At 32.7% G+C, this 24,635-nt stretch carries 29 protein-coding genes; 23 read left to right on the forward strand and 6 right to left on the reverse strand.

The genetic code is table 11. The features are described from left to right. Nucleotides 1-60 precede the first annotated feature (60 nt). From AC1RPU_RS06025 to AC1RPU_RS06060, 8 genes are all read left to right on the forward strand, one after another. A complete protein-coding gene (locus tag AC1RPU_RS06025) occupies nt 61-1,038 on the forward strand; it encodes a ribose-phosphate diphosphokinase (RefSeq protein ID WP_481761787.1) in 978 nt (325 codons plus the stop codon). A gap of 487 nt (nt 1,039-1,525) precedes the next feature. Then, nucleotides 1,526-1,939, forward strand: coding sequence for a hypothetical protein (locus tag AC1RPU_RS06030; protein ID WP_481761786.1), 414 nt, complete (start codon nt 1,526-1,528; stop codon nt 1,937-1,939). A gap of 82 nt (nt 1,940-2,021) precedes the next feature. Continuing rightward, nucleotides 2,022-2,807, forward strand: coding sequence for a hypothetical protein (locus AC1RPU_RS06035; protein WP_481762649.1), 786 nt, complete (start codon nt 2,022-2,024; stop codon nt 2,805-2,807). After that, nucleotides 2,794-3,492, forward strand: coding sequence for a hypothetical protein (locus AC1RPU_RS06040; RefSeq protein ID WP_481761784.1), 699 nt, complete (start codon nt 2,794-2,796; stop codon nt 3,490-3,492). Before AC1RPU_RS06035 ends, AC1RPU_RS06040 begins: the two co-directional genes overlap by 14 nt. Continuing rightward, the gene (locus AC1RPU_RS06045; protein ID WP_481761783.1) at nt 3,456-4,151 is read left to right on the forward strand and encodes a hypothetical protein; all 696 of its coding nucleotides are present in this window, start codon (nt 3,456-3,458) and stop codon (nt 4,149-4,151) included. The genes AC1RPU_RS06040 and AC1RPU_RS06045 overlap by 37 nt, the downstream gene beginning before the upstream one ends. Before the next feature lie 16 nt (nt 4,152-4,167). Beyond that, nucleotides 4,168-4,806, forward strand: coding sequence for an ATP-binding cassette domain-containing protein (locus AC1RPU_RS06050; RefSeq protein WP_481761782.1), 639 nt, complete (start codon nt 4,168-4,170; stop codon nt 4,804-4,806). After that, complete coding sequence (locus AC1RPU_RS06055; protein WP_481761781.1) at nt 4,803-5,318, forward strand: hypothetical protein; 516 nt, start codon at nt 4,803-4,805, stop codon at nt 5,316-5,318. The genes AC1RPU_RS06050 and AC1RPU_RS06055 overlap by 4 nt, the downstream gene beginning before the upstream one ends. 891 nt (nt 5,319-6,209) lie before the next feature. After that, nucleotides 6,210-6,374 carry a hypothetical protein gene (locus AC1RPU_RS06060; RefSeq protein WP_481761780.1) on the forward strand — a complete coding sequence of 55 codons (165 nt, stop codon included), beginning with the start codon at nt 6,210-6,212 and terminating at the stop codon, nt 6,372-6,374. 729 nt (nt 6,375-7,103) lie between these two features. Here the strand turns inward: AC1RPU_RS06060 and mscL are convergent. After that, nucleotides 7,104-7,553: a large conductance mechanosensitive channel protein MscL gene (mscL, locus tag AC1RPU_RS06065; RefSeq protein ID WP_409021944.1), complete on the reverse strand. Its 450-nt coding sequence runs from the start codon at nt 7,551-7,553 to the stop codon at nt 7,104-7,106. A 144-nt stretch (nt 7,554-7,697) separates the two neighbouring features. On the opposite strand from mscL, the gene AC1RPU_RS06070 reads away from it, so the two are divergent. After that, nucleotides 7,698-8,054: a DUF3899 domain-containing protein gene (locus tag AC1RPU_RS06070; RefSeq protein ID WP_481761779.1), complete on the forward strand. Its 357-nt coding sequence runs from the start codon at nt 7,698-7,700 to the stop codon at nt 8,052-8,054. A gap of 17 nt (nt 8,055-8,071) precedes the next feature. After that, nucleotides 8,072-8,230, forward strand: a complete 159-nt coding sequence (locus tag AC1RPU_RS06075; RefSeq protein WP_481761778.1) for a hypothetical protein — start codon at nt 8,072-8,074, stop codon at nt 8,228-8,230. 59 nt (nt 8,231-8,289) lie between these two features. Here the strand turns inward: AC1RPU_RS06075 and yidA are convergent, their stop codons facing one another. Both yidA and AC1RPU_RS06085 read right to left on the reverse strand, forming a co-directional pair. Continuing rightward, on the reverse strand, nt 8,290-9,105 hold the full coding sequence (yidA, locus tag AC1RPU_RS06080; protein WP_409021948.1) for a sugar-phosphatase: 816 nt from the start codon (nt 9,103-9,105) through the stop codon (nt 8,290-8,292). Further along, nucleotides 9,095-10,462: an HD domain-containing protein gene (locus AC1RPU_RS06085; RefSeq protein WP_481761777.1), complete on the reverse strand. Its 1,368-nt coding sequence runs from the start codon at nt 10,460-10,462 to the stop codon at nt 9,095-9,097. Before AC1RPU_RS06085 ends, yidA begins: the two co-directional genes overlap by 11 nt. 168 nt (nt 10,463-10,630) lie before the next feature. Here AC1RPU_RS06085 and AC1RPU_RS06090 point away from each other — a divergent pair, with 168 nt between their 5' ends. The 8 genes from AC1RPU_RS06090 (at nt 10,631) to AC1RPU_RS06125 (ending at nt 17,767) form a co-directional block, all read left to right on the forward strand. Next, on the forward strand, nt 10,631-11,071 hold the full coding sequence (locus tag AC1RPU_RS06090) for a YwiB family protein (protein WP_481761776.1): 441 nt from the start codon (nt 10,631-10,633) through the stop codon (nt 11,069-11,071). 44 nt (nt 11,072-11,115) lie between these two features. After that, the gene (gene rpoE, locus AC1RPU_RS06095) at nt 11,116-11,712 is read left to right on the forward strand and encodes a DNA-directed RNA polymerase subunit delta (protein WP_481761775.1); all 597 of its coding nucleotides are present in this window, start codon (nt 11,116-11,118) and stop codon (nt 11,710-11,712) included. Between the two features lie 220 nt (nt 11,713-11,932). Continuing rightward, nucleotides 11,933-13,525 (forward strand): CTP synthase, encoded by a 1,593-nt coding sequence (locus AC1RPU_RS06100; RefSeq protein ID WP_481761774.1) that lies wholly within the window; start codon nt 11,933-11,935, stop codon nt 13,523-13,525. 116 nt (nt 13,526-13,641) lie between these two features. After that, nucleotides 13,642-14,013, forward strand: a complete 372-nt coding sequence (locus tag AC1RPU_RS06105; protein ID WP_481761773.1) for a GntR family transcriptional regulator — start codon at nt 13,642-13,644, stop codon at nt 14,011-14,013. A 2-nt stretch (nt 14,014-14,015) separates the two neighbouring features. Further along, nucleotides 14,016-14,909, forward strand: a complete 894-nt coding sequence (locus tag AC1RPU_RS06110; protein WP_481761772.1) for an ATP-binding cassette domain-containing protein — start codon at nt 14,016-14,018, stop codon at nt 14,907-14,909. Beyond that, entirely contained in the window at nt 14,909-15,955 is a 1,047-nt protein-coding gene (locus tag AC1RPU_RS06115; RefSeq protein ID WP_481761771.1) for a hypothetical protein, read from the forward strand. Before AC1RPU_RS06110 ends, AC1RPU_RS06115 begins: the two co-directional genes overlap by 1 nt. 145 nt (nt 15,956-16,100) lie before the next feature. Continuing rightward, a complete protein-coding gene (locus AC1RPU_RS06120) occupies nt 16,101-16,997 on the forward strand; it encodes an ABC transporter ATP-binding protein (RefSeq protein ID WP_481761806.1) in 897 nt (298 codons plus the stop codon). Continuing rightward, entirely contained in the window at nt 16,997-17,767 is a 771-nt protein-coding gene (locus AC1RPU_RS06125; protein ID WP_481761770.1) for an ABC transporter permease, read from the forward strand. Before AC1RPU_RS06120 ends, AC1RPU_RS06125 begins: the two co-directional genes overlap by 1 nt. 78 nt (nt 17,768-17,845) lie before the next feature. Here AC1RPU_RS06125 and AC1RPU_RS06130 read toward each other — a convergent pair whose 3' ends face one another. Further along, nucleotides 17,846-18,529, reverse strand: coding sequence for a metallophosphoesterase (locus AC1RPU_RS06130; RefSeq protein WP_481761769.1), 684 nt, complete (start codon nt 18,527-18,529; stop codon nt 17,846-17,848). A 254-nt stretch (nt 18,530-18,783) separates the two neighbouring features. Beyond that, nucleotides 18,784-19,791: a DUF1002 domain-containing protein gene (locus AC1RPU_RS06135; protein WP_481761768.1), complete on the reverse strand. Its 1,008-nt coding sequence runs from the start codon at nt 19,789-19,791 to the stop codon at nt 18,784-18,786. Nucleotides 19,792-20,016: 225 nt separating this feature from the next. Here AC1RPU_RS06135 and AC1RPU_RS06140 point away from each other — a divergent pair, with 225 nt between their 5' ends. The 3 genes from AC1RPU_RS06140 (at nt 20,017) to AC1RPU_RS06150 (ending at nt 21,692) form a co-directional block, all read left to right on the forward strand. Further along, nucleotides 20,017-21,126 (forward strand): NADH-dependent flavin oxidoreductase, encoded by a 1,110-nt coding sequence (locus AC1RPU_RS06140; RefSeq protein WP_481761767.1) that lies wholly within the window; start codon nt 20,017-20,019, stop codon nt 21,124-21,126. Nucleotides 21,127-21,280: 154 nt separating this feature from the next. After that, complete coding sequence (locus AC1RPU_RS06145; RefSeq protein WP_481761766.1) at nt 21,281-21,511, forward strand: helix-turn-helix domain-containing protein; 231 nt, start codon at nt 21,281-21,283, stop codon at nt 21,509-21,511. Beyond that, nucleotides 21,489-21,692, forward strand: coding sequence for a hypothetical protein (locus AC1RPU_RS06150; protein ID WP_481761765.1), 204 nt, complete (start codon nt 21,489-21,491; stop codon nt 21,690-21,692). Before AC1RPU_RS06145 ends, AC1RPU_RS06150 begins: the two co-directional genes overlap by 23 nt. Nucleotides 21,693-21,748: 56 nt before the next feature. On the opposite strand, the gene AC1RPU_RS06155 is transcribed toward AC1RPU_RS06150, so the two are convergent. Further along, a complete protein-coding gene (locus AC1RPU_RS06155) occupies nt 21,749-22,204 on the reverse strand; it encodes a MerR family transcriptional regulator (protein ID WP_481761805.1) in 456 nt (151 codons plus the stop codon). A 172-nt stretch (nt 22,205-22,376) separates the two neighbouring features. Here AC1RPU_RS06155 and AC1RPU_RS06160 point away from each other — a divergent pair, with 172 nt between their 5' ends. Next, nucleotides 22,377-23,837, forward strand: coding sequence for an MDR family MFS transporter (locus tag AC1RPU_RS06160; protein ID WP_481761764.1), 1,461 nt, complete (start codon nt 22,377-22,379; stop codon nt 23,835-23,837). Then, nucleotides 23,837-24,589, forward strand: a complete 753-nt coding sequence (locus AC1RPU_RS06165; protein ID WP_481761763.1) for a DUF4811 domain-containing protein — start codon at nt 23,837-23,839, stop codon at nt 24,587-24,589. The genes AC1RPU_RS06160 and AC1RPU_RS06165 overlap by 1 nt, the downstream gene beginning before the upstream one ends. The last annotated feature ends 46 nt before the right edge of the window (nt 24,590-24,635 follow it).

Here is a 24,635-nt window from a genome sequence, read left to right on the forward strand (position 1 = left end):
AATTTACTTGATTAATATTTAAAATTTTAAGTAGGGAAAATTAAATAACTGGAGGCACATATGTCAGAACATTATTTTGATCCAAAGTTGAAAATTTTTGCTTTGAACTCGAATAAACCATTGGCTGAAAAAATTGCTGATGCTGTTGGTGTTAAATTAGGTAAAACCTCTGTAGATCGCTTTAGTGATGGTGAAATCAGAATTAATATTGAAGAAAGTATTCGTGGAGATCATGTTTACATTGTTCAATCAACATCTGCACCCGTCAATGACAATATTATGGAATTATTAATTATGATTGATGCTTTGCGTCGCGCAAGTGCTAAATCAATTAATGTCGTTATTCCTTACTATGGTTATGCTCGTCAAGATCGTAAAGCACGTTCACGGGAACCAATTACAGCAAAATTAGTTGCTGACATGTTAGAAAAAGCTGGTGCAACAAGAATTTTAGCGCTTGATTTGCATGCTGCTCAAATTCAAGGATTCTTTGATATCCCAGTTGATCATTTAATGGGTGCACCTTTATTAGCTGACTACTTCTTAACCGAAGGATTAGATAAAGATTCTGTTGTCGTTTCACCTGATCATGGTGGAGTGACACGTGCTCGTAAATTAGCAGAATTCTTGAAAGCACCTATTGCAATTATTGATAAACGTCGTCCTAAAGCTAACGTTGCTGAAGTGATGAACATTATTGGTACCGTTGAAGGCAAACGTTGTATCTTAATTGATGATATGGTTGATACGGCAGGAACAATTACGCTTGCTGCTCAGGCTTTAATGGATGCCGGTGCAACTGAAGTGTACGCAAGTGCAACTCATCCGGTTTTATCAGGTCCAGCTGTTGAAAGAATTGCAAAATCACCTATTAAGCAATTTATCGTAACAGATTCAATTCAGTTACCTGAAGATAAGAAAATTGATAAATTAGTTCAAATTTCAGTGGGTCAATTAATTGGGGATGCAATCACGAGAATTCATGAAAACAAACCAGTTAGTCCATTATTTAAAAATCGTTTCCATAATGAAAAATAAAGTTAAGAAAGTTAGATAACTAATGTTGTCTAACTTTTTTTGTATCCAAATTTAGGACATAAAAAAACCGTCAGTCCAGGGAGACTGACGGAAAAAGGGAGTAGAGATAATTAATTTCAGGGGAGAAATTAGTTATGAGTTAGATTAATTTATTCGGGGAAATAAATTAAAATTTAAAAGTTATTAATTAAGGTATGAAGTTATAATAACAAGTAGTTGTGAAGAAAATGTGACGTAAAAAGGAAGAAAGTTCTTCTCGTAGTTAGTACGTTAGAGTAGTAAGCAGTCTGTTTACTTGAATATCTTAGGACTTAATAGATCTTACTAAGAATGATAAACAACATTAAAGTGATTTTTTATTAATATTAGCATTAATTTTATATTATATATAAATTATAAAAGTCTTTTTTAACTTGAATATTATTGTTTTGAGTTAATTATTTATATATAATATTAAATGCGTAAGGGAGAATTTTAAGGAGTTTTTATGAAAAAATTAATGTCATTTATTTTAGTTGCAATATGTGTTTTTGGTATAGCAATTTTAAGTTCAGATCGTGTAGAGGCTAACAATCCGAATTATGTTCATCTTGCTAATAGATGGAATGATCCTTGGGACGAAACTTATAGAATTCAAAAGTGGAGTAAAACTGCGTATGAATTAAACATCAAAAAGATATCGGGAAAAATACGTGTGGAAGCTTGGGGACACTCTTATAAGGCTGGTCGTACAGGAAATGTATCTGTTTCTAAAGGAAAAAAATATGTTATTAAATCTAAAGGACAGACAAAATTAACTAATTATTTAGTAGAGTGGTATGGAACAGGAAACAATGCATATATTGTAAATAGTATTCATGCATATGGTAGTGCTGATGGTAATTGGAAACCTGATAGATAAGAAGAAATAATGTGCTCTCTTACGCATTATATTAAAATAAAAGATTGGTGTGAAAAAAATGAATTCTTATTGGCTGTCGCGTATGGCGAAGAAACAATATTTTTATGGCATATTAGTGGGTTTTGCTTTAATAGTAGTTCACGTGTCTATGGATATGTTACCTAATAGGACTTATCTAGATGGTTCTAATTTAACTTTTACTGTGATTACAACATGGATAGGTATAGGTGGTACTGGTAGCGATTTTTCAGCTTTATTTTATTTGTTATTACCTTTATTTTCAGTGATTGGTTTGAATCTAATTGTCTTCGAGGATAAACAAACAGGTTTTATTAAACAATATGTACAAAAAAAGGGAATTATTAATTATTCTATTCATTCATTTAGCTTAAGCTTTATTTCAGGATTTTTGATTGGGATACTACCTTTATTATTGGATTTATTAGTAGCATGGTGTTTATTCCCTAATCAACCATTAGATGCTGTATTAAATAATAATCTGGGACTTGCATCGAATTCAACATATTTTATGAAGGACCTTTTCCAGCAATCATATACGGGGATTTTATTTTATATTTTACTTGCAGGTTTGTTCGCAGGTGTTTTTTCTGTAGTTGCCGCGAGTGTTAGTTTATATGTAAAAACAATTTATAGTGTGGTTAGTTTTAGTTTTTTACTGTGCTTATTTATAAGTGTTTTAGCTGCTGTATTTCCTTTTTATCTTGCTGCACCTTTGTCGCTTCCTATGGTAGGAGGACCCGCGGAGGGCCTACCTCCTTTATCATTTATTATGGGGATTTTGTTTTTGGTTCTCATTGTAGCTTATCTTTTTAATTTTATGGGAGTAAAACGTAATGCGATTATTTAAAATATATTTAAAAACTAAACGGTCTCGTGACTGGGTAATAGATATTCTTACGTTCTGTTTATTAATTATTTTATCTCTTTTTGAATATTATTTATTTTTAGGTAATGAAAAGAATAGTTCCTTTATTGACGTAGTCCAAGGAGGACTACAAAATAGTTTAAATATTGAAAATATAATGATTCTTTTCTTTCCAATATTGATATTATTACCCTTTCAGGGTTCTAAATTTCCAATTATGTATTATATAAGAAAACCTTTTTCTTTTTTGAGAGTACAAGTGAATTACTTTTATGCCATATATATTTGTGCATTTGTTATCTCTGGAATCCTTTTTTTAATTTTAAATAAGGATAATTTAAAATATAATATAAATGGCTATCAGCTAGTTACAATGGTTATTTATTTTATCGCAATGTATGTTTTTTATAATTTAATAGCGTCCTTTTATTGCCTCACAGGAAATAAAATTATATCGTTATTTTTAATTTATGGTTATTATCAATTAGAAATATTTTTGAACGAAAGAGGGATTAGATTGTTTTTTAATCATGGCATAATCAGTCTTGGATATAGTGTTAACACGTTATATTTAATTCAAAATATATTCTTTATACTACTCTTTTTTATTATTTTGGAGGTTTTTCAAAGATGGATTTTATCAAAAAAAGAATACTCTATAAATTGAAGTTTTTCAGTATCTTAGTTTTTAGAAATATTTATTTAACGATTTATTATTCTAAATGGCGTACGGTGCTCATTTTTATTATGCTAACGATGATGATCATATTGTGCAAAAGAGATCAAGTGAGTGGTATGACGAGCTTACTATATGGTGCTTCGTTAGATACTGAGGGAGAATCTTTTCCTTTATTTTGGTTCATCTTTGTGATTTCTCCAGCATTAGCTATTGGAAATTCACAAATGTTACTATGGAAATCAGATTTTAAAATTCTACATAATATTGGATATAAAAATTATTTATTTAGCAATTTATTGATGTTAGGAATTTATAATAGTTTTTTTTATTTTTTGATAGTGATTATAAACGGTTTTGGTATCTCACATTTAGCTTTCTATAGTTATCTATTTATATTTAGTTTCACCTATCTTGTATTGTTATCAACAGCGTCATTTTTATTAGATGATTTTATACTACCCTTAATAGGGAGTTTAGCAGTCATAATATTAGATGTTTATATTTCTCACATATCCATTATAGACGCAACAATGCTCTCTAGATTTAACCCTAATCATAATTCGGTTAACATTATAATTTTATTAACGATTATATTGAGTTGCATCATTATCTCACTTATAAAAATTAAAGATATTGATTTTATTTAAAGAAAGTAGTGTAAAAATGAAAATAATAGAGTTGAAAAACATTTCCAAAAGAATTAAGCAAAAAGATATTTTAGTAGATATCAATTTATCAATTGAAGAAGGAATCGTTTGTGGATTCAGTGGGCCAAATGGTGCTGGGAAATCCATGATATTTAATACGATTATTGGGTTTGTAAAGCCTACTGAAGGTGAAGTTTGGGTTAATGGAAAATATATCAGAGTAGATGAACTTTTTTCAAGCAGCATTGCTTTTTCTATGGATAGTATTGGTATGTTAGAAGATTTTTCAGTTCTTAAAAACTTGGACTTAATTAATCAACTAAATAGTCATAAAATGACTAAGAATGAATTGAACGAAATGGTAACTTATGTTGGACTAGATCCTAATGATAAGCGTGCGATTAAACACTATTCATTAGGAATGAAGAAAAGGGCCTCAATTGCTTGTTGTTTAATCAATGATGCACCTATTTTAATATTAGATGAACCTAGTAATGCACTAGACGATAGTGGAAAAGACTTTTTGCGTCAGTTAATTATCGATCAAAAAGCAGCAGGGAAAACAATCCTTATTTCTAATCATGATAGTGTTTTCTTAAACGAAGTGAGTGATAAAATCATTCACATTTCAGAAGGTAGAGTTATTCTAAAATGAAAAATAAAAATTCGTGGAAACTAAGTCAGAGAGGATTACTTATTTTGGGAGGCATCTGCTTACTAGCAAGCGCTGTATGGTTATGGAATGCTCATGCAGCAGTAACCGAACAATATAAAAACAGTCAAATTAAGAATGTGTTTGTAACATCTAATCATCAAAAAATAGTAAATGAAAAATTTGTATTTACTAAAATCAAGCATCACGTCACTAAAGACTCAGACGAAGCTTACTACAATGACAGTATTGATGTCGATATTGAATCAAAAAAAGATGGTGACTTTCCACTCGGAGGGCTATTTGTTATGAATAGTTCTTATGATGTGACCCAATCTGATATGCTTAATGAAAAAGGTGAATCTGATTCTTCGCTGCATGTCGGGATAAATCATAAGACTTTAAAAGCAATTATTAGAAAAGGCTCTGGTAATCGTTCTTTTAATTTAGTGTTTTTAACTTCGTCCAAACCAGGTACTAATATAAAATATATCTATCAAAGTGATTTTAAGTGAATATCACTAGGTAAATTAAATTAATTTAGACAGTCCCGGCAGGTAATGCTAGGGCTGTTTTTTACTATTCTTAAAGTATTCAAATTCAACATAAAAAACCGTCAGTCCGGGGAGACTGACGGAAAAAGGGAGTAGAGATAATTAATTTCAGGGGAGAAATTAGTTATGAGTTAGATTAATTTATTCGGGGAAATAAATTAAAATTTAAAAGTTATTAATTAAGGTATGAAGTTATCATAACAAGTAGTTGTGAAGAAAATGTGACGTAAAAAGGATAAAATATGATTACTTTTTTTGTGGGGTGAAAGTATAGGATATATAATATTTTAGTAGTTTTTACATAAAGATTTTCTTAGAATAAAGCACTATTTGAGCTGATTATTAAATACAACTTTTCTACTACCCTTTAAAATTGATAAAGTGTATATTAAAAGGTAGTAAATATAGTTTAAGAAAGTGTTGCTATGGTTCTTTTAGCTCAAGAATTGTTAAATTATAACTTATAAGACTGTTTAAGGCTAGCAGAAGGTAAATGAAAATTAAAGATTCATTTGAATTGTTTGTAACCTATCAAGTCTATTCTATAATATTTTGATTGAATAAGGGTTGAATAATTAGTCAATTAATTAAAGGTGAAATAATTTATGGAATTAAGATACTTTATGAAGAGTCTAATTGAATAGGGAGTGATCCATATCCGGTACAAGATTATAATATTATATTAAAAAATTTAGAGAGCCTGACTTTGATTATGCAGGAGAGTTACCCAAAATATCTATGGCTTTTAGTACGTCTAGTACAGTAACTAGTGTTGGGGCAGAACTTGGGGTAACTTTAGTTACTATTTTCATAGTCTTTGTAGGTTCCTTAATAATATAGAAGGAGAAGAATATGATAGAATTTGAGATAAAAGTATTAATATTTTTATTAATTGGTACGCTTGTATTTATGATTTTAAAAATGCGGAAATATAAAAAAGAAATTACCGAACTTAATGATGTGGAAAAGAAGCAACAAGAACAAATAAGTAGATTAGAAGGGAAAAATAATGAATAGTTATGATCTAGTTTATCTTGTTATGCCTTTAGTATTATTTTGTATTTGGATTGCTTTCTACATTTACTTATGTGTATGTTTATATAAATATAAGAAAGCTAGACGAAAAGTAATAATTAGTTCTGCTAAACTTAATGAATTAACAACAAAAAAGATATTAGAACTAGAAAAAAAGTTAAAAAAATAGAATAAAAACTAATTAAAAAGAGAAGTAATCAGAAATCAATCTGGAGACTTCTCTTTTTAATTTATTATAGAGCTAATCGATTCTCAGAATAGTCTTGTGTCTAATCTGAGAATATAACCAATTAGGTTGGGCATTAAACTTAGACTTCAAACGTATATTTAATTAGAGACAGTACTCGTAATGTTAAAAAGGGGGACCAAAATAATCTTAGATTGTTATTTATTACTACAGATTATAACGCTTGAATATTATGATTTTATAGTCGATACACTTTAATTTTAAGGGTATAAAAAAACCGTCAGTCCGGGGAGACTGACGGAAAAAGGGAGTAGAGATAATTAATTTCAGGGGAGAAATTAGTTATGAGTTAAATTAATTTATTCGGGGAAATAAATTAAAATTTAAAAGTTATTAATTAAGGTATGAAGTTATCATAACAAGTAGTTGTGAAGAAAATGTGATGTAAAAAAGATAAAATATAAGTAAAATAAAAAAACTTGATTCCGATTAAAAATCAGAATCAAGTTTTTATTAATTATTATTTAGTCTTCTTTTGCAATTTTTTCTTCAATTTTTTTTGATGCTTCTCGAGGTAAGTCACTATCTCTTTCAGCTAGTAAGTTACGGATATCTTTTAAATATTCTTCTGTAGGTGTTAATGTCGTTTCTGAAGATTCTTCTTCCTTATCATTAGATCTACTTGTTGCATTTCTAAGTGCTGTGATTCCTTTAAGCAACATAAAGATAACAAAGGCTACGATTATAAAGTTAATGACATCGTCTAAAAATTGTCCGATTTTGAAAGTTGTATCACCAATTGTGAGAACGATCCCTGACAAGTCAACTTTACCGACGACAAGTGCAATGATAGGACCAATGATGTTAGTTGTGAAAGACTTAACGATTGTTGTAAATGCACCACCAATAATAACAGCGACTGCCAAATCCATCACATTTCCGCGAGTGATAAAATCTCTAAATTCTTTTAACATGTTTGATGAGTCTCCTTTAATTTGGTTAACTGTATCTTAAAGTATAACGGATTTTATAGGATAAGTGAACTGAAAATTGTGAGTTAATAGGTTTGAATGATATAATCAAAGCACAAATTAAAAGCGAGCGAGGAACTAACTATCATGAAACAGGCTAAAAGGAATGTCACATTTTTATTAAGTGTACTGGCAATCATTACTGCGATTATCTGGATCCGTGTTGGAGGGGATAGTTTTTCTTTATCTAATGTATATTTTTATATTGGCATTATATTAATTCTAGTCGGCATTATATTAATTTTGAGCCAAGCACAACTATTCGCTGGCTGGTTTAAACGACGAGATAAAGGTGAATCTAAAGAAGATTATAATGAACGTAAAATTGATGTTAAAAGTGTAGGAAGTAAAAAAAATCGTCCGCTTAAAATATCACCATTGATGCGTAGTTGTTTTATTGTTGGTGCATTATTGATTTTGATTGCTGTATTAGTGACTATTTAAACTAGGGAGATGATGTCATGAATATTTTTTTGGGTATTATCATCGTTTTGTGTTTTGCTGTAGGAGCATACTTTGTAGATGGTGGATTTGCAGAAAATGCTGGATCATTATATAAACAATTTAAGCAATCAAAGTTATCTTTTAGAGAATTTATGCGATTGTTGTTTAGAAGATAATTCGCCAAAAAAACGGACCTAACTTTGATTATTCAAAGTTAGGTCCGTTTTTAATTTATTTAATCAGCTAATGCATATTTTTGGATTGCTTTAGCAACACCTAACTCAACGTTAGTAGCAGTTACTGCTTGAGCATTATCTTTAACTTCTTGAATGGCGTTACCCATGGCAACACCTAGACCTGCTGCTTGGATCATTGATAAATCATTACCTTGATCACCAAGTGCCATAACCTCGTCTTTGGTGAAACCTAATTTATCAGCCAAGGACATAACGGCATTTCCCTTGCTGGCATTTTTGTTTAGGAGTTCTAAAAAGTAAGGTTCACTTTGAACGTAGTAATAATTATCGGTAATTTTTGCGGGTAATTCCTTAACGACACGTGTAATAACTTCAGGATAATCAATATACATCATTTTCGAAATGACGATATTCTTGTCCATTTCTTCAGGTTTTCGGAAACGAATAGGCATTTGAACTAAGAATGACTCTGCCACAGAATATTCACTGATATCAGCATTAGGTGTATACATTAATGCTTGATCTTCAGCATGAACATGGACGTTTAATTCACGACTTGTTTCTTCGATTATGTTGTAATCATTAATATCTAACGTATGATGAATTAAAACTTCACCAGAGCCTGAAACTTGAACTAAAGCACCGTTAAAAGTAATAACAAAATCATCATCTGATGTTAAACCGAGTTTTTCTAAGTATTTTGTAACGCCTGTTAAAGGACGTCCGGTACAAAGGACAACTTTGATGCCAGCAGCTTTAGCAGCTTTAATAGTAGTAATAGTTTCTGGGGCGATTTCTTTTTTATCATTAACGAGAGTACCGTCAATATCGATTGCGATTAATTTAATTGTCATGTTGTGTATTCTCCTTTGGGTTGATTAAAGTATCATTATTAAGATAAGTTCTAAATTGTGTATAAATGTCAGTGAATAAATCGTTCTCTGATTTTACTAATTCTCTTGGGAAGAAGAAACGACGGTCGCCTGATACTTTACCAGTAATAGAAGCAACGAGGTCACTGACGCTAGATAATTCAACAAGTGAACCATCTTCTTGAGCTAATTCGATTTGGGTGCGCGGCTTATCTTTGGTTGGATCATAGGCATCATAAGGTAAGTCGTAACTGTCATTTTCTGCCGTATAGTAGTCAGGTTGAAAGCCAGCTGATTCAATAAGACGTTCTAGAGTAGGTAATAAATCAACAGTCTCTTCATCAAATTTGATTGATTTAAATGGTTTGCGATCCAGGAAACGGACAGCTAAGTCACTTAAGATATTATCAGTATTTTGACGCCATTCCGTGAAGTAAGTGGTTAAAACACCGTCATCTAATTGTAAATAATCATCTAATGAAAATTCATTTTTAAAAAGTGGAATCAATAATTTTGGTGAATCCTCGGCACTTAAGCGATTATTTTCGTATAGGTATTTAGCCCGATTTAATAAATGACTTAAAATAACTTCCATTGATCTAGAAATAGGATGGAAATAAACTTGGACGTACATTTGGAATCGGCTGACAATATAATCTTCAACGGCATGCATCCCATTGATATCAAATGCAATCCCGCCTTTATAAGGACGCATCACACGTAAAATCCGAGTTAAGTCAAATGTACCATAATTTGTACCAGTGTAGTAAGAATCACGTAATAAGTAATCCATTCGATCAGCGTCTATTTGACTCGAAATCAATTGGACAACTTGTGGATTAGGGTACGTTTTTTGAATAACACTTGCCACTTTTTCTGGGAAATCAGCAGAAACTTTTGCTAAAACTTGATTAATCTCAGTTGATGGATCAGTTAAAATTTGAGCAGTGATAGCTTCGTGGTCCGTTTTGAAAATGTGCTCGAAAGTATGTGAGTATGGACCATGGCCGATATCGTGTAAAAGAGCAGCGCATAACGCCACTAATTTTTCGGAGTCGTCCCATAAACCGTCGCCAGCTTCTTTGCTTGGATAATTTCGTTGGAAATTATCGCAGATTCGACGTGTGATTTCATAAACACCCACGGAATGGGTGAAACGTGAATGTTCCGCTCCATGAAAAGTTAATGAAGTTGTACCGAGCTGTTTAATTCGGCGTAAACGTTGGAATTCTTTAGTATTAATTAAATCTAAAATAACTTGATGTTGCACATAAATGTAATCGTGAATAGGATCACGTAACACTTTTTCTCTAGCAAGTAACGGCGATTGTTCGAGCAATAGAATCCCTCCTCGAAAATTTAGATAGTAAATAAGTTCGTAATACTTCTATTATAACGAACATTCGTAATTTAGTCATGACATAATGATGATTATAGGTAACGACATTCATTTAAATCTAAGTTATAATACAGTGAAACGATAAGGTGAATGGAGGAATTAAGTTGTATGGCAATCACGTTAGATAAACAAATTGCGATCCATTTGGAAACAATTAAAACACAAGAAGGCGAAGTTGAACGCTATGTCATCGAAACAACGGGACAACTCGTTCGTTTAGGCGATGGGATGTATATCAGATATAAAGAAGAAGACGCAGAGTCTGGTAAAAAAAATCCAGTTACCTTTAAATTGCAAGATGATGGTGAAATTCAATTAACTCGAGAAACAGATGATATACGCACAAAATTAATTTTTTTAGCGCAAAAAAAAATTAATGGGGTTTATAAAACAGCGTATGGTCGTATTCCAATTGAAATTGAAACAACGCAATTAAAAAGTCAGTTAAATAGCCAACCAATTTCGGGATCACTTGATATTGATTATCGCTTAACAACAAGCGGTGAATTGTTGGGAGACTATAATATACGATTGCAATTTACGGCATAAAAATGTATGATTAAGAGTAGACTTTTGGAAAGGACGTGTGCTAGTTGGAGCTTAAACAATTCGATGGCCAAAACAAAGACGAGTTATCAATGATCGAGGTTGCTCACGCAATCTTATCGCAACATGGTGACGTCATGGGTTTTGCTGACTTAACTAATGAAATCCAAACATATCTTGGTAAAAATGATTTAGAAGTGAGAGATCGCTTATCACAATTTTACACAGATTTAAATGCTGATGGTAGCTTCATTTCACTTGGAGAGAACTTATGGGGATTACGTTCATGGTATCCCTTCGATTCAATCGATGAAGCTGTTGCTCATGTAGAAGATGAAGACGATGAAGATCGTCCTAAACGTAAAAAACGTAAGAAAGTTAATGCTTTCTTAGCAGATGCCGCTGATGATGATGACGTTATTGATTACAATGATGATGATCCTGAGGACGACGATTTAGATGCAACTTATGAAGATGACGACGAAGATGATGATGAAGATACAGAAATTAAAGGTTATGATAAAGATTTAGATGAAATAGCTGATAGTAATTCTGATGATGAAGAAGAATTACCAGAAGGTATTGAAGATCAATTATCTGAAATATCCGATGAAGATGCAGAAGACGACGAGGAAAATAATTAAAAGGACTTGACGATTTCGTCAAAACCCTGTAATATATTTTTTGGGCGCCTCGCAGGTATTTCTTGCGAGGACAAACGCACGGTTGATACAAGCTCCCTACACTGATTAGATTATTCTACTCGGCTTAGGGGGCTTGTTGTTTTTTATAGACATAATGAACAATAACTATCAGGCCACAAACACAGAATCCCCACAAAAATTAACCCAAAGGAGATTTATAATGACCAAATATATATTTGTTACAGGTGGCGTTGTTTCGTCAATTGGTAAAGGGATTGTTGCAGCATCTCTTGGCCGTTTATTAAAGAATAGAGGCTTGAAAGTTACTATTCAAAAGTTTGATCCTTATATCAATGTGGATCCAGGAACAATGAGTCCCTATCAACATGGGGAAGTTTTCGTAACTGATGATGGTACAGAGACTGATTTAGATCTTGGTCATTATGAACGTTTTATTGATATTAACTTAAATCAATATTCAAACGTAACGACTGGTAAAATTTATTCAGAAGTTTTACAAAAAGAACGTCGTGGTGATTATTTGGGTGCCACAGTTCAAGTTATACCACATATTACAAATACAATTAAAGAAAAAATTATGCGTGCTGGAACAACAACGGATTCTGATGTTGTAATTACTGAAATAGGTGGAACTGTTGGTGATATTGAATCATTGCCTTTCCTTGAAGCATTACGTCAAATGAAAGCTGATGTCGGTTCAGATAATGTTATTTATATTCATACAACATTGATTCCTTACCTAAAAGCTGCAGGTGAAATGAAAACGAAACCTACACAACATAGTGTTAAAGAATTACGCGGATTGGGTATTCAACCAGATATGTTGGTTGTTCGGACTGAAGAACATATCTCGCAAGATATGCGTAATAAATTAGCTAATTTCTGTGATGTTGAACCAGAAGCCGTTATTGAATCAATGGATGTTGATACATTATATACGATTCCTTTAGCGTTACAAAAACAAAAAATGGACCAAATCGTTGTTGATCATTTGAAATTAACAACACCAGAAGCAGATATGACTGAATGGCAAAAACTTGAAACACAAGTTTTAAATTTGAAGAAAACAATCAATATTGCGTTGGTTGGTAAATATGTTAAATTGCCAGATGCTTATATTTCTGTTGCCGAAGCATTGAAACATGCTGGATACACTGTTGATGCTGATGTTAAAATCACAATGGTTGATGCAGAAAAATTAGATGAAAGTAATATTGTTGAAACGTTGCAAGATGCTGATGGAATCATCGTTCCAGGAGGATTCGGTAATCGTGGACTTGAAGGGATGATTCTTTCAATTCAATATGCGCGTGAAAATAATGTTCCATTCTTAGGTGTTTGTCTTGGTATGCAAATGGCATGTATTGAATTTGCACGTAACGTTGTTGGGCTCCAAGGCGCACATTCAACTGAAGCTGTTCCAGAAACACCACATAACATTATCGACTTGATGACAGATCAAGAAGATGTTGAAGATATGGGTGGAACACAACGTCTTGGTTTATATCCATGTAAATTAAAACCAGGAACGGTAGCAGCTGCAGCTTATGATAATCAAGAAGTTATCCAAGAACGTCACCGTCATCGTTATGAATTTAATAACGAATACCGTGAACAACTTGCTGATAAAGGATTGGTTTTTGCTGGAACATCTCCAGATAATCGTTTAGTTGAAGTTGTTGAAATTCCTGAAAATAAATTCTTTGTGGCAGCTCAATACCATCCAGAATTTTTATCAAGACCACAACGTCCAGAAGGTTTATTCCAAGCCTTTGTGAACGCTACAGTTTAATAAATGTAATTGAAAGAGATAATAACAATTTGTTATTATCTCTTTTTTTATGTCTAAAAGGGTTGTATTTAATATGTGTACTATGTATTATAGTACACATGGATGAGGTGAGATAATTGCAAATTAATAAGACGAGTAGTAAACCGTTTTATGAACAATTGATATCAGGTATAAAAGAAGATATTTTTAAAGGAATTTTGCAGACAGAAGACAAGTTGCCGTCAGTTAGAGAAATGGCTAAAATTCATGAAATGAATCCAAATACGGTTAGTAAAGCGTATAAAGTTTTAGAATCACAGGATGTAATCGTGACAGTTAAAGGTCGAGGGACATATGTCAAAGCCAATAATGAGAGCAATCGCGATGAACGACAAATCCAAAAAAATCGTGAGGCATTGTTAGATACGATTAAAGAAGTGACCTATCTCGGTGTCCAAGAAGATGAGATTCAGGGTTGGGTTAAGTCGTATTTTGAAAAGGAGGACTAAGAATGGGATTTGAAATTAAAGGTTTATCAGAGAAAATTAGTGACAAAGAGATACTTAATGATATTAATATGTCTTTAGTCCCAGGGGAAATAGTGGGTCTAATTGGTCGTAATGGAGTTGGTAAAACAACCTTATTCAGATCAATTTCAGGCCAATACATACCAGATCAAGGTGATATTTTAATTGATGATCAATGGATGAAAGAAGATTCATCATTGAAGGAAAAACTCTTTTATTTAGATACACAGAATAATTTTTTAGACAGCTACACAATAGATAAGATTGTCGAATTCTATGAACTCGCTTATCAAACGTTTGATCGTCAAAAATATGATAATTGGGTCACAGAATACAACCTACCTAAACAAACAAAATATCGTCAATTTTCTAAAGGGATGCAAGGATTATTTAATATTATTTTGGCCTTTTCCACTGGTGCACCATATGTTATTTTAGATGAACCACTGGACGGGTTAGATGTAATTGTCCGTAAACAAGTTTTCCAAATTATTATTGATGCCGTTGCTGAAGACCAGCGAAGTGTACTTATTTCTTCACATAATTTAGAAGAATTAGATCGATTAATCGATCGCGCAATGGTTTTAAAAGATGGACATATTGTGAGTGATTATCGTTTGGAAGACACGCGTTCAGAATCACGAAAAGTTCAATTGGTGTTTAAATCAAAAGAAATTCCAGCTTTCATTAAAGAAAATAGCCGAGCAATGAGTATTCAAGGTCGTGTCGTCACTGTTTTATTTGAACACTATTCAGATGAAATTGAAGCTCAAATTGAAGCTGAAGATCCGGCATTATTCGAAGAATTACCGTTAACGTTGGAAGATTTATTCCGAGCAAGTCTTTCGGCTAAAGAAAATACCGGAGGTGGGAAGTAGTGACAGTTAATAGAAGATTGAATCAGATTATTTGGCAGAGATATAAGTGGATTGTTTTATCACTTGTTGCACTTATTGTGGTTGTTATGGGGTTTACACTACATAATTCGGTTGACACTACGGGAATAGACGCGGCCAATCTTACTTATACAGAGTTTGTTCAAAGTGAAAAAGATTCGGCAAAAGCGGATCATCGTAAAATAGGTTCAGTTAGCAGAGCAACATATGAAAAAAATAATATTAAAATAAAAGATGTAAGTATTCATGATGGTACATTTCAAAATGCAAAAACAGCACTAGTTATTTTTAGTCTGGGTGCTATCTTATTAGGGATATTTACTAATATGTATGATATGCAAACTAAATTTAATGAATTTATATTTTCAAGCTCATTTTCTAGAAAACGCATTTTCTTAAAAAAAATTGGTCTAATGTTACTACCTGCCTTACTTACTTTTATTGTAGGTTCAATTATAACAACATTTGTTGCTGATGTAGCTATCTCAGTAAGTAATCCAAATTTTATATCAGATAGAATGATACATTTATTCTTAGATAGTAGTCAATTGATTGCGCTATACAGTGTTGGCCTTGTGGTAGGTGTTTTAGTTCGTCGGGTTGTAGCATCTGTCGTCACTGCGTTGGGATTCACTGGCTCGGCCTTGATATGGTTTGCTTACTTTGAAGGATTCATTTTTGATCAAACGCAAGACATGTCTAATACTTATTATCTTGTACTAGGATTTATATACTTGATTGCTGGGTTATTGATGATAGTGATGGCAGTTCATTATTTCAACAAATTATCATTAGAACAGGATAGTCCTTATTTACAATTCGATTATTTAAAACTACCACTACTCATTTTTACAACGGCTTATATAGCTATTTTAATGGCTGTAGTTAATTATGATACAATTGGGGAAAAAATAGGATATGGCTTGATAAGCGGCTGTATTACAGTCATTGTTGCTTATATTGTTATTTATCGTCCACAAAATATTAGTCAAAAATTGCAACGTATTTTTTCGAAAAATAAAAAATAAAAGTAAAATGGCTACCTATTTCTCTAAGAATAGGTAGCCATTTTGACCTTACAGACTTGTTAGTATGTAATAAAAGGGAATTGTGCTAAACTACTGTTTATAGGAATGTAAAAGCAATTATTGGGAGGGATTCAATTTGAAAGAAATGTTAACAATAAACAATTTAACTAAAAGTTTCGGTAAAAAGGTAGTCCTCAAAGGTATTAATTTTACAATCGCAGAAGGTGAGATTGTTGGGCTTGTTGGTGCTAATGGCGCTGGTAAAACAACCATCATGAAATCAATTCTTGGATTATCAAATTACCAAACTGGAGAAATAACAATTGACGGTAAAATTGTATCAACAACTAGCCATCAAGGGTTAGAAGAAGTTGGTGCCTTAATTGAATATCCTGGTATCTATCCATTTTTAAGTGGCTATGATCATTTAAAATTATTCTCTGAAATCAATACCAAAGAAGAATTAGATGAAATTGTTGCTGATTTGCATATGACAGATTACATTAATCGTAAAGCTAAATCATATTCATTAGGAATGAAGCAAAAATTAGGAATTGCATTAGCTTTATTAAATAGACCAAGATTAATTATTTTAGATGAACCTATGAACGGATTAGATCCTCAAGCAACACGTGATGTCCGCGAACTTGTTTTAAAGTTATCTAAACGCGGGACAGCGTTCTTGATTTCAAGTCATATTTTAGGTGAATTAGAGAAAATTGTTGATCACTTTATTATTTTAAATGAAGGTAAAATAATGAAAGCAATGTCTACTACTGAATTAAGTGATAGTAGTAAGCGATATGTTTTACTAGAGACGACGTCAAACGAGCAAGCTAAAGTTCTTTTAAAGGCCGCTAATTATGAATTGGCAGTTGATCAAACAGTTAAAGTAAAGGTAGACGAACAAGATACTTTAGCAAATATTATCCAAGTGCTCTACGATAATAAAATTCAAATAAATGATGTACGTCATCAAGAACATGATATGGAAGAATCACTATTGAATTTATTAGATAGTAATGACGGAGGTAAGGCTTAATGTTAACTTTAGTTAAACAAGAATTATTTAAGTTAGGTAAAAAGAAATCTACAGCGATTATATCAGCGATATTACTTGTTTTTATTTTTGGGGTAGCACTTTTAACAAAAATATATAGTTCGATTTTCGATCCAGCAAGCATGGTACAAAGTGGATTTGGATCTATTCAATTAATTATTTTCATTTTAATTGCGTCAGCAAGTGTTATTATTGCTATGGAAACACAGTTTGGTACAATTAAGGATTTGCTTTATCGGAAATATTCACGTGGAGCTGTTTTAGCTAGTAAATGGCTTACAATATTAATCTATTCGATTTATTTGAATGTTTTAATATTCGTGGCTTCAATTATAGCTAAATTAGTGCTTTTACCAATGGTATCCTTGTCAGATAAAATAGATAACCAAACGATTGTTATGTCTTTAATAACAACGTTAGTGGGGAATTTTATTAGTACCTGGTTGATTTTAAGTTTGGTATTATTATTGGCTAGTATCTTTAGTAGTTCAGGTGCTTCGATTGCAGCTGGTATTGTTTTTTATTTCTTAACATCTATTTTATCAGGAATCCAAATGTTAGCTATTGCTAAATGGGATTGGATTAAATGGAATCCACTTAATATGATGAATTTAAGTAATCAGTGGGCAGACGGACAGGAGTTTGAAAAACTAACTCAATTAACGAATAACGAATTGATTATAGGTAATCTAGCTTATACGGCACTATTTTTATTTTTAGGTTATTTTGTTTTCAAACGTAAAAATGTTTAAAAAAAGTGTATCGTCAATTAATTTTTGACGATACACTTTTTTTGTCCAATAATTATGAGTAGCTTAAAATGACTATTACTAAAGATACAAGTCAAATACTGCAATCTGTGGAGGTACTAGGAATCGAGCTGAGATTCGAGATGTTCCAATACCACTATTAACATATAATTTTGTATTGTTCTTTAGTGTATAAAGGCCACTAGAGTAGCCACCATCTCCGTCATGATCAGATAATAATCCTTTATTAGTGAAAGGAATACGAATTTGGCCACCATGTGTGTGACCACTTAAAATTAAATCGACGGTATTAAATGAACCATTTGACAAACTAGGTTCATGAGCCATTAAAATATGGTACGTTGAATTGGATTTATCAGGAGCTACTGTCGTTTGGACATCGGGGATACCTAATTGAGAGTCATCTACACCACCCAACCAAATGGATGAATTTCCACCTACATTGATAGTCGTTGAACTATTTTTAAGGACAGTAAAACCACCTTGATTCATTACAGTAGTGTAAACTCTGGCTGCACCGCCACCGTAATCTTTATTTCCATATACTGCGTATTTTCCATAGGTTGATTTAATTTCACTTAGTTTTTGAACAATAGCTGTTACGGGATGGTATTGATTGTAATTGCTGAATAAATCACCTGTAAATAAGACCAAATCTGGTTTTTCTTGATTGATTTTATTAACAATTTTTCCGAAATTTTCAGGTGTATAATCATCTGCTATTTCGACATCACTAATTTGCACAATTTTAAGTTTCTTTTTAGTAGTATCTGCCTTATTTAAAGCAATATTTTTAACGACAACGCGGTAAGGCTCTATTTTAAATGCGTAAAAGGTACATGCGGCACTTACTATTAATAGGATGAAAATGACACTTAATATTTTTTTCTTCGTGATAGTATCATGCCTCCGTTTGATTAGTTAACTAAAAAAACCTACAGTAAGATTTTTAGTCTAAAACTGTAAGTTCTTCTTAAAACCTATATGGTTAGTTTTATTTATGAAATCCAAGAACTAATAGCTGACCAGATAGCGTTAAAAAATGAAACAATTGCGTCCCAAATTTTTTGTAGGAAGTTTCGATTTTCAGCTGTGTCTAATTTGCTGAAAATATCTTTAGCACCATCTTGAATATTTGTTGCAACTTTACTTGCTTGTGATTTGAAATTTGATGAATCTAAAGCACCTGAATCACGAATCTTGATTAACACGGCAATAATATCTTGTTTTTGATTATCAGTAATGACATTTGTTAAGTTATTATTTGTGATTTGGTTATTTACAATAGTAGTAATTTGATTATTTGTAATAGAACTACCTTCTTTAGCCATATCATTTTTAGCACCGGCTACAGCGTTATTCAATTGTGAATCAGTATACCCATCTTTGCTTTTATTGGCTTGTGTAATGTCACTTAAAGTCGACATTTCATTTTGTGCGGCAGTGACTTGTTTTGTATTTAGAGCGTCCCCGTTTGTAGCGAAGGCTGCATAAACACCAGCTAAAGCACCTGATCCATCTATTGGTGTAGCAGAAGTGACATAGATATTGGCATCAGTTACACCAGCTGTTAATGCGGCGTTTTTATATTGGTTTTCTGTAATTGTGGTGATGTTATTTTTACCATTGTAGTCTAAAATTTCAACGTTGATACCAGAACCACTGCTCGTTTTTTGAACCATAGCAGATGACCAGACACCTGAAGTTGATGTAAATGAGCCACCAGAACTATTGAGATATTTAACTAAAGTTGCGCCATTTACGGGTAATGTCGAATATGAAGAACTACCGTTTAAGCTAGCTGTTAAAGTTGAAAGTGTTCCTGATTTTTGTGAATCTGTTAAACTTGTTCCTAATGTGACAACTGGATTTGACCAGTCAGTTGTTGTGCCCGATGTTGATGAAGCTGAGCTTGAATCATTAGTTGCAGCAGAGGCAACAGATCCTAGACTCAAGACAGCTAATGTTGTAAGAGTTACTGTATAAATTAATTGTCTGAATTTCATAATGGTTTGCTCCTTAAATAGCATGTATTTTAATTTTATTATACCTATCTGATGAAGGAATCATAATAATTGAGTTTGAATAATAGAAAAAATTAAGATTTATCATCATTGAGAGATTTCTTTGTAAGTGAGACAATGAGCGCATCATTTAATCTAGCAACATAATTTTGAGTAGTATGGTATGACTAATTTAAATAAAACTAACGACTGAATGGGAGAATAACGATGACAAAAAAGATGACGGATACCTTTAGATTCAGGCGGGGATTGGAATTGAAAAATAGAATCTTAATGGCGCCAATGACCGTTAAGATGAGCTACTATGATGAAGTTGTTACACATGATGAATCAGATTATTATGCACTACATTCAGGCGAAGTTGGGGCTGTTATTACGGCAGCTACCAGTGTCCAAGCAAATGGAAAAGGTTGGGAAGGCTCACTTGCCATCTATGATGATAAGTTTATTCCCGGGCTAACGAGATTGGCATCGGCAATCAAAAAGAATGGGACTAAAGCTATTTTACAAATTTTCCATGCGGGTCGTATGACAAATTCAACGGTACTTAGAGGACAATTACCAGTTTCAGCCAGTGCTGTTGCGGCAGAAAGACCAGACGCAGAAATTCCTAAAGCATTGTCAGAAACTGAAATTTTAGAGTTGATTGAATCCTTTAAATCAGCAACAAAACGAGCAATTAAAGCGGGATTTGATGGCGTTGAACTGCATGGTGCGAATACGTATTTACTACAACAATTTTTTTCACCACACTCAAATAGACGTCATGATGCTTGGGGTGGCACGCTTGATAAGCGATTTAAATTCATTAATGATGTAGTTGATGGTGTTATTGAGAGTGTTGATCAATCAGGTGTAAAAGATTTTATTGTTGGTTACCGCTTTTCGCCTGAAGAATATGAAAAGCCAGGTATTAGTATGGAAGATTCAATGATTTTGATTGATAAACTTGCTGATAAAAAATTAGATTATCTACATATCTCATTAGGTAAGTATAATAGTGTTTCGAGAAATATAAATTTCAATGAAAAATCAAGAATGGATTATGTCCAAGAAAAGATAAATGGTCGTGTTCCATTAATCGGGGTAGGAGATGTTCGGACTCGGGAAGATGTTAATGGTGTTTTGGCTAACGCTGATTTAGTAGCCGTTGGTCGTTCACTCTTAATTGATCCTAAGTGGACATCAAAGTTATTGAATGGACAAGAAGAAACTATAAAAAGAACCTTAGCTAAAAATGATCGGGAAAAATTAATGGTTAGCGATGGTGCTGTTGAATTTTTAAAAGATATGATGCCTGAGCGGTTAGTTGATTAAAAAACAAAACTAAATCTAGACAAATAGTGTGTTGCAAATTTAATTTGCCGCATGCTATTTTTAGTTGCGGCCCTTTCAACTAGCGGTTGCCTGTTGCACCCCTTGCTGTATGCTAATATTTGAGATGTTAAATAGAGGAAAGAAGGTTATAGGGATGAAAATTATATTTGCGGAACAACTCGTTAAAATACGTAAAGAGAAAAAAATGTCACAAGAAGAATTGGCAAATCAATTGTTTGTATCAAGACAAGCTGTATCAAAATGGGAAACAGGAGAAGCTGAACCTGATTTGGGAAAAATTGAATCGGTAGCCAAAATTTTAGACGTCCCTGTAGAAATATTACTTTTTGGTGGCGATGCCAGTGAAAAAAACGTCAGAGTTTAAAACTAGAATTAAACGATTTATAGAAGAAGATGAATCAGATAAAGATTGGCACGAAAATCATAGATGGCGTGAGTGGCAATATAAACCGATTAATAATGGGTGGGAATTCCTAGCTCGCTATTACTGGATTATTTTTGCACTCATTGGCATGATTGCATGGGGGATTATGGGTCTAAAATAGATATGATAATAAAGAAGCTTTCAATACTTGTCTACAAACAAGTATTGAAAGCTTCTTTATTTTACCGGAACAACTTTTATTTCAGTTGAGTCATCATGAATGACAATGTATAACGTTTGAGTTTCTTCTTTATCAAAGAAACCGAGATTAATACAGGGTAAACCATCGATTTCTTCCACGCCAACGAAACGATCCGTAAATATCTGACGAACCATTTTACCCATTTCTTTATGGGCATTTGCTTTAGCGGCAGCTGTTTTAAGTGTAAATCCAGAGTCTAAGTAAGATTTAATTAATCGAATAATTGATAAGGTATGGTAAGAATATTTTCTATTCTGATTTTTATTAGTATTAATAGAATCAATAAAGCCTTTTTGTTCCCAATAACGAATTTGACTCTGAGTGAGCCCAGTTGTTTCGGCAATTTCACCGATTCCGATTGAAAATGTATCATTCTTCATAATAACGGCCATTCTTTTTGCATAATCTTTAATGTTTGCAATATCGTCCATATCTGCCAAACGAATATACCTCCTAAATAAAAATTTATCTAACAATCTCATTGTGATGTTTACTATACTGATTATATATATATTAAAACGTTTGTCAACTTACTTGACATTAAAGCGAGATAGTCTTATATTAGTCTTCGAAGATAAATTAAAGAAAAAGAAGGTTTTAAGTATGGATGGATTAGATGCAAAGGGTAAACCATATAATCGCCCCATGCTAATTGCAATTTTATTAGTAGGGACATTTTGTACGGTTTTGAATCAAACAATTTTAGCAACTGCATTTCCAACATTAATGGATGAATTTGACGTAACAACGTCAACTGTTCAATGGTTAACAACAGGATTTATGTTAGTCAACGGGATTTTAATTCCAGTTAGTGCATGGTTAAGTAGTCGTGTAAATACCAAATGGTTATACATAGGTGCTATTGGTATCTTTGAATTAGGAACAGTTTTAGCATTTATCGCACCTAATTTTGGGGTATTGTTAACAGCTCGCTTAGTTCAAGCAGTCGGTGTTGGGGTAACAATGCCTTTATTACAAACGATTATGCTTTCAATTTTCCCACCCGAAAAACGTGGTGCTTCAATGGGACTTGCCGGTTTAGTTATCGGACTAGCTCCTGCAATTGGACCTACACTTTCAGGTTGGGTTATTGATAATGCTTCATGGCGTGATCTTTTTGGTATGATTATTCCATTAGTAGGAATTGTTTTTGTGGCTTCTTTCTGGTTTATGAAACCGGTCATCAAAACACACAAATCTAAAATTGATGTCTTATCATTGATTTTATCAACAATTGGATTTGGTGGCTTACTTTATGGATTCTCAACAGTTGGAGATAACGGCTGGGGAAGTACCTCAGTACTTAGTTTCCTTGTTGTGGGTGTTATTTTTATTGGTTTATTCATATGGCGTCAATTAACAATGGAAAATCCTTTCTTGGAATTACGTGTTTTTGCTTCCCAAGAATACACAATTGCAGCCGTTTTAAGTTCAATTGTTAACATGGCTATGATCGGTGTTGAAATGATTCTACCAATGTATCTCCAAATTGTACGTGGAGATAGCGCATTTGAGTCAGGATTAACCTTATTGGCTGGTGCTTTAATGATGGGGATTATGAGTCCGATAACGGGACGATTATTCGATATTTATGGTGCTAAGAAATTGGCAACTGGTGGTATGTTCTTATTAACACTTGGTACAATTCCATTCGTTTTCTTAACAAAAGATACGCCAACTTTATACATCACAATTATGTATGCAGTTCGTATGTTTGGGATTTCAATGGTTATGATGCCAACAACAACATCAGGGATGAATGCATTACCAGCTAACTTGATGGGTCATGGAACGGCTGTTAATAATACAGCTCGTCAAATCGCAAGTTCAATCGTAACAGCGGTTATGATTTCCGTTCTAACAAATGTAACAACAGCTGCATTACCAGCTAAATCAATGCTTAAATCGGCACCATTAGATTACAAAACAAAAGCTATTGATGCGACATTAAGTGGTTATCATGCTGCCTTTATCATCGCAGTCGTTTTCTGTGTGGTTGGGCTCGGATTTTCATTCTTCTTAAAATCAAAACAACAAGTTTTAAAAAATGGAGGTAATAAATAATGATTATTTTATTATTAATTCTTTCAATTATTTTATTCTTCCTTACGTGGAACCTCATCCGTAATAATGTACTGAGCTACATTTTAGGTGGCATTTTTGCACTTTGTATTATTCTTACAGGTGGCTTAATTGTTGCTAACTACAGTGCACATTATGGAATGGAAAAAGTAACGACAACTAAGACAGAACAATTAGCTTCTAGTTCTAAAGAGATGGACATGTTACTATATCAGCCTATCGGTACAGATGGATCTGAAAAAGTCGTTATTTATAAAAATACGGCATCACAAAAGAAAACAAAGGCAACTAAGACAGACGATACAACTAGCAAGATTGTTGAAAATGCTAAGAGTAACAAATTAGTTACTAAAGAAACCCGTTGGACTTATAAAGGTAATGGGTATCGATTAATGTTTGGTATCGCTAATAACGATAAAACTTTAGTAAAACGTACGCATACATTCTACGTTAAAAAGAGTTGGACAACATTAACGGTTAAGCAAGCTAAGGCCATGCCTAAAATTGCTAAAGTAGAAGCAGCTAAAATGAATACAAAGGCAGGAAAAGCTAAACTTGCTGCGGATGGTGCTACTTTTGTTAAAGCAGCTGTCACAAATGCTATGATGAAAGATGCATCAATCTCGAAAGCTGATCAAGCTAAGATTGCAGAACAAGCAACAACAATTTTCAAGGCACAAACAAAAGCAAAAGTAATGCAAAACGTATTAAAAGAAGTTAAAGAAATTAAATAAACCGTTATTTATTTAGTAACCACACTAGTTTATCCAACTAATGTGG

It is taken from the genome of Dellaglioa sp. CoH-55-MRSF-7, from assembly GCF_056782235.1.

Coding starts and splice junctions, on each gene's coding strand:
- AC1RPU_RS06025 (WP_481761787.1), top strand. CDS start 61: ATGTCAGAACATTATTTTGATCCAAAGTTGAAAATTTTTGCTTTGAAC.
- AC1RPU_RS06030 (WP_481761786.1), top strand. CDS start 1,526: ATGAAAAAATTAATGTCATTTATTTTAGTTGCAATATGTGTTTTTGGT.
- AC1RPU_RS06035 (WP_481762649.1), top strand. CDS start 2,022: ATGGCGAAGAAACAATATTTTTATGGCATATTAGTGGGTTTTGCTTTA.
- AC1RPU_RS06040 (WP_481761784.1), top strand. CDS start 2,794: ATGCGATTATTTAAAATATATTTAAAAACTAAACGGTCTCGTGACTGG.
- AC1RPU_RS06045 (WP_481761783.1), top strand. CDS start 3,456: ATGGATTTTATCAAAAAAAGAATACTCTATAAATTGAAGTTTTTCAGT.
- AC1RPU_RS06050 (WP_481761782.1), top strand. CDS start 4,168: ATGAAAATAATAGAGTTGAAAAACATTTCCAAAAGAATTAAGCAAAAA.
- AC1RPU_RS06055 (WP_481761781.1), top strand. CDS start 4,803: ATGAAAAATAAAAATTCGTGGAAACTAAGTCAGAGAGGATTACTTATT.
- AC1RPU_RS06060 (WP_481761780.1), top strand. CDS start 6,210: ATGATAGAATTTGAGATAAAAGTATTAATATTTTTATTAATTGGTACG.
- mscL (WP_409021944.1), bottom strand. CDS start 7,553: ATGTTAAAAGAATTTAGAGATTTTATCACTCGCGGAAATGTGATGGAT.
- AC1RPU_RS06070 (WP_481761779.1), top strand. CDS start 7,698: ATGAAACAGGCTAAAAGGAATGTCACATTTTTATTAAGTGTACTGGCA.
- AC1RPU_RS06075 (WP_481761778.1), top strand. CDS start 8,072: ATGAATATTTTTTTGGGTATTATCATCGTTTTGTGTTTTGCTGTAGGA.
- yidA (WP_409021948.1), bottom strand. CDS start 9,105: ATGACAATTAAATTAATCGCAATCGATATTGACGGTACTCTCGTTAAT.
- AC1RPU_RS06090 (WP_481761776.1), top strand. CDS start 10,631: ATGGCAATCACGTTAGATAAACAAATTGCGATCCATTTGGAAACAATT.
- AC1RPU_RS06100 (WP_481761774.1), top strand. CDS start 11,933: ATGACCAAATATATATTTGTTACAGGTGGCGTTGTTTCGTCAATTGGT.
- AC1RPU_RS06110 (WP_481761772.1), top strand. CDS start 14,016: ATGGGATTTGAAATTAAAGGTTTATCAGAGAAAATTAGTGACAAAGAG.
- AC1RPU_RS06120 (WP_481761806.1), top strand. CDS start 16,101: ATGTTAACAATAAACAATTTAACTAAAAGTTTCGGTAAAAAGGTAGTC.
- AC1RPU_RS06125 (WP_481761770.1), top strand. CDS start 16,997: ATGTTAACTTTAGTTAAACAAGAATTATTTAAGTTAGGTAAAAAGAAA.
- AC1RPU_RS06135 (WP_481761768.1), bottom strand. CDS start 19,791: ATGAAATTCAGACAATTAATTTATACAGTAACTCTTACAACATTAGCT.
- AC1RPU_RS06140 (WP_481761767.1), top strand. CDS start 20,017: ATGACAAAAAAGATGACGGATACCTTTAGATTCAGGCGGGGATTGGAA.
- AC1RPU_RS06145 (WP_481761766.1), top strand. CDS start 21,281: ATGAAAATTATATTTGCGGAACAACTCGTTAAAATACGTAAAGAGAAA.
- AC1RPU_RS06155 (WP_481761805.1), bottom strand. CDS start 22,204: ATGGACGATATTGCAAACATTAAAGATTATGCAAAAAGAATGGCCGTT.
- AC1RPU_RS06160 (WP_481761764.1), top strand. CDS start 22,377: ATGGATGGATTAGATGCAAAGGGTAAACCATATAATCGCCCCATGCTA.
- AC1RPU_RS06165 (WP_481761763.1), top strand. CDS start 23,837: ATGATTATTTTATTATTAATTCTTTCAATTATTTTATTCTTCCTTACG.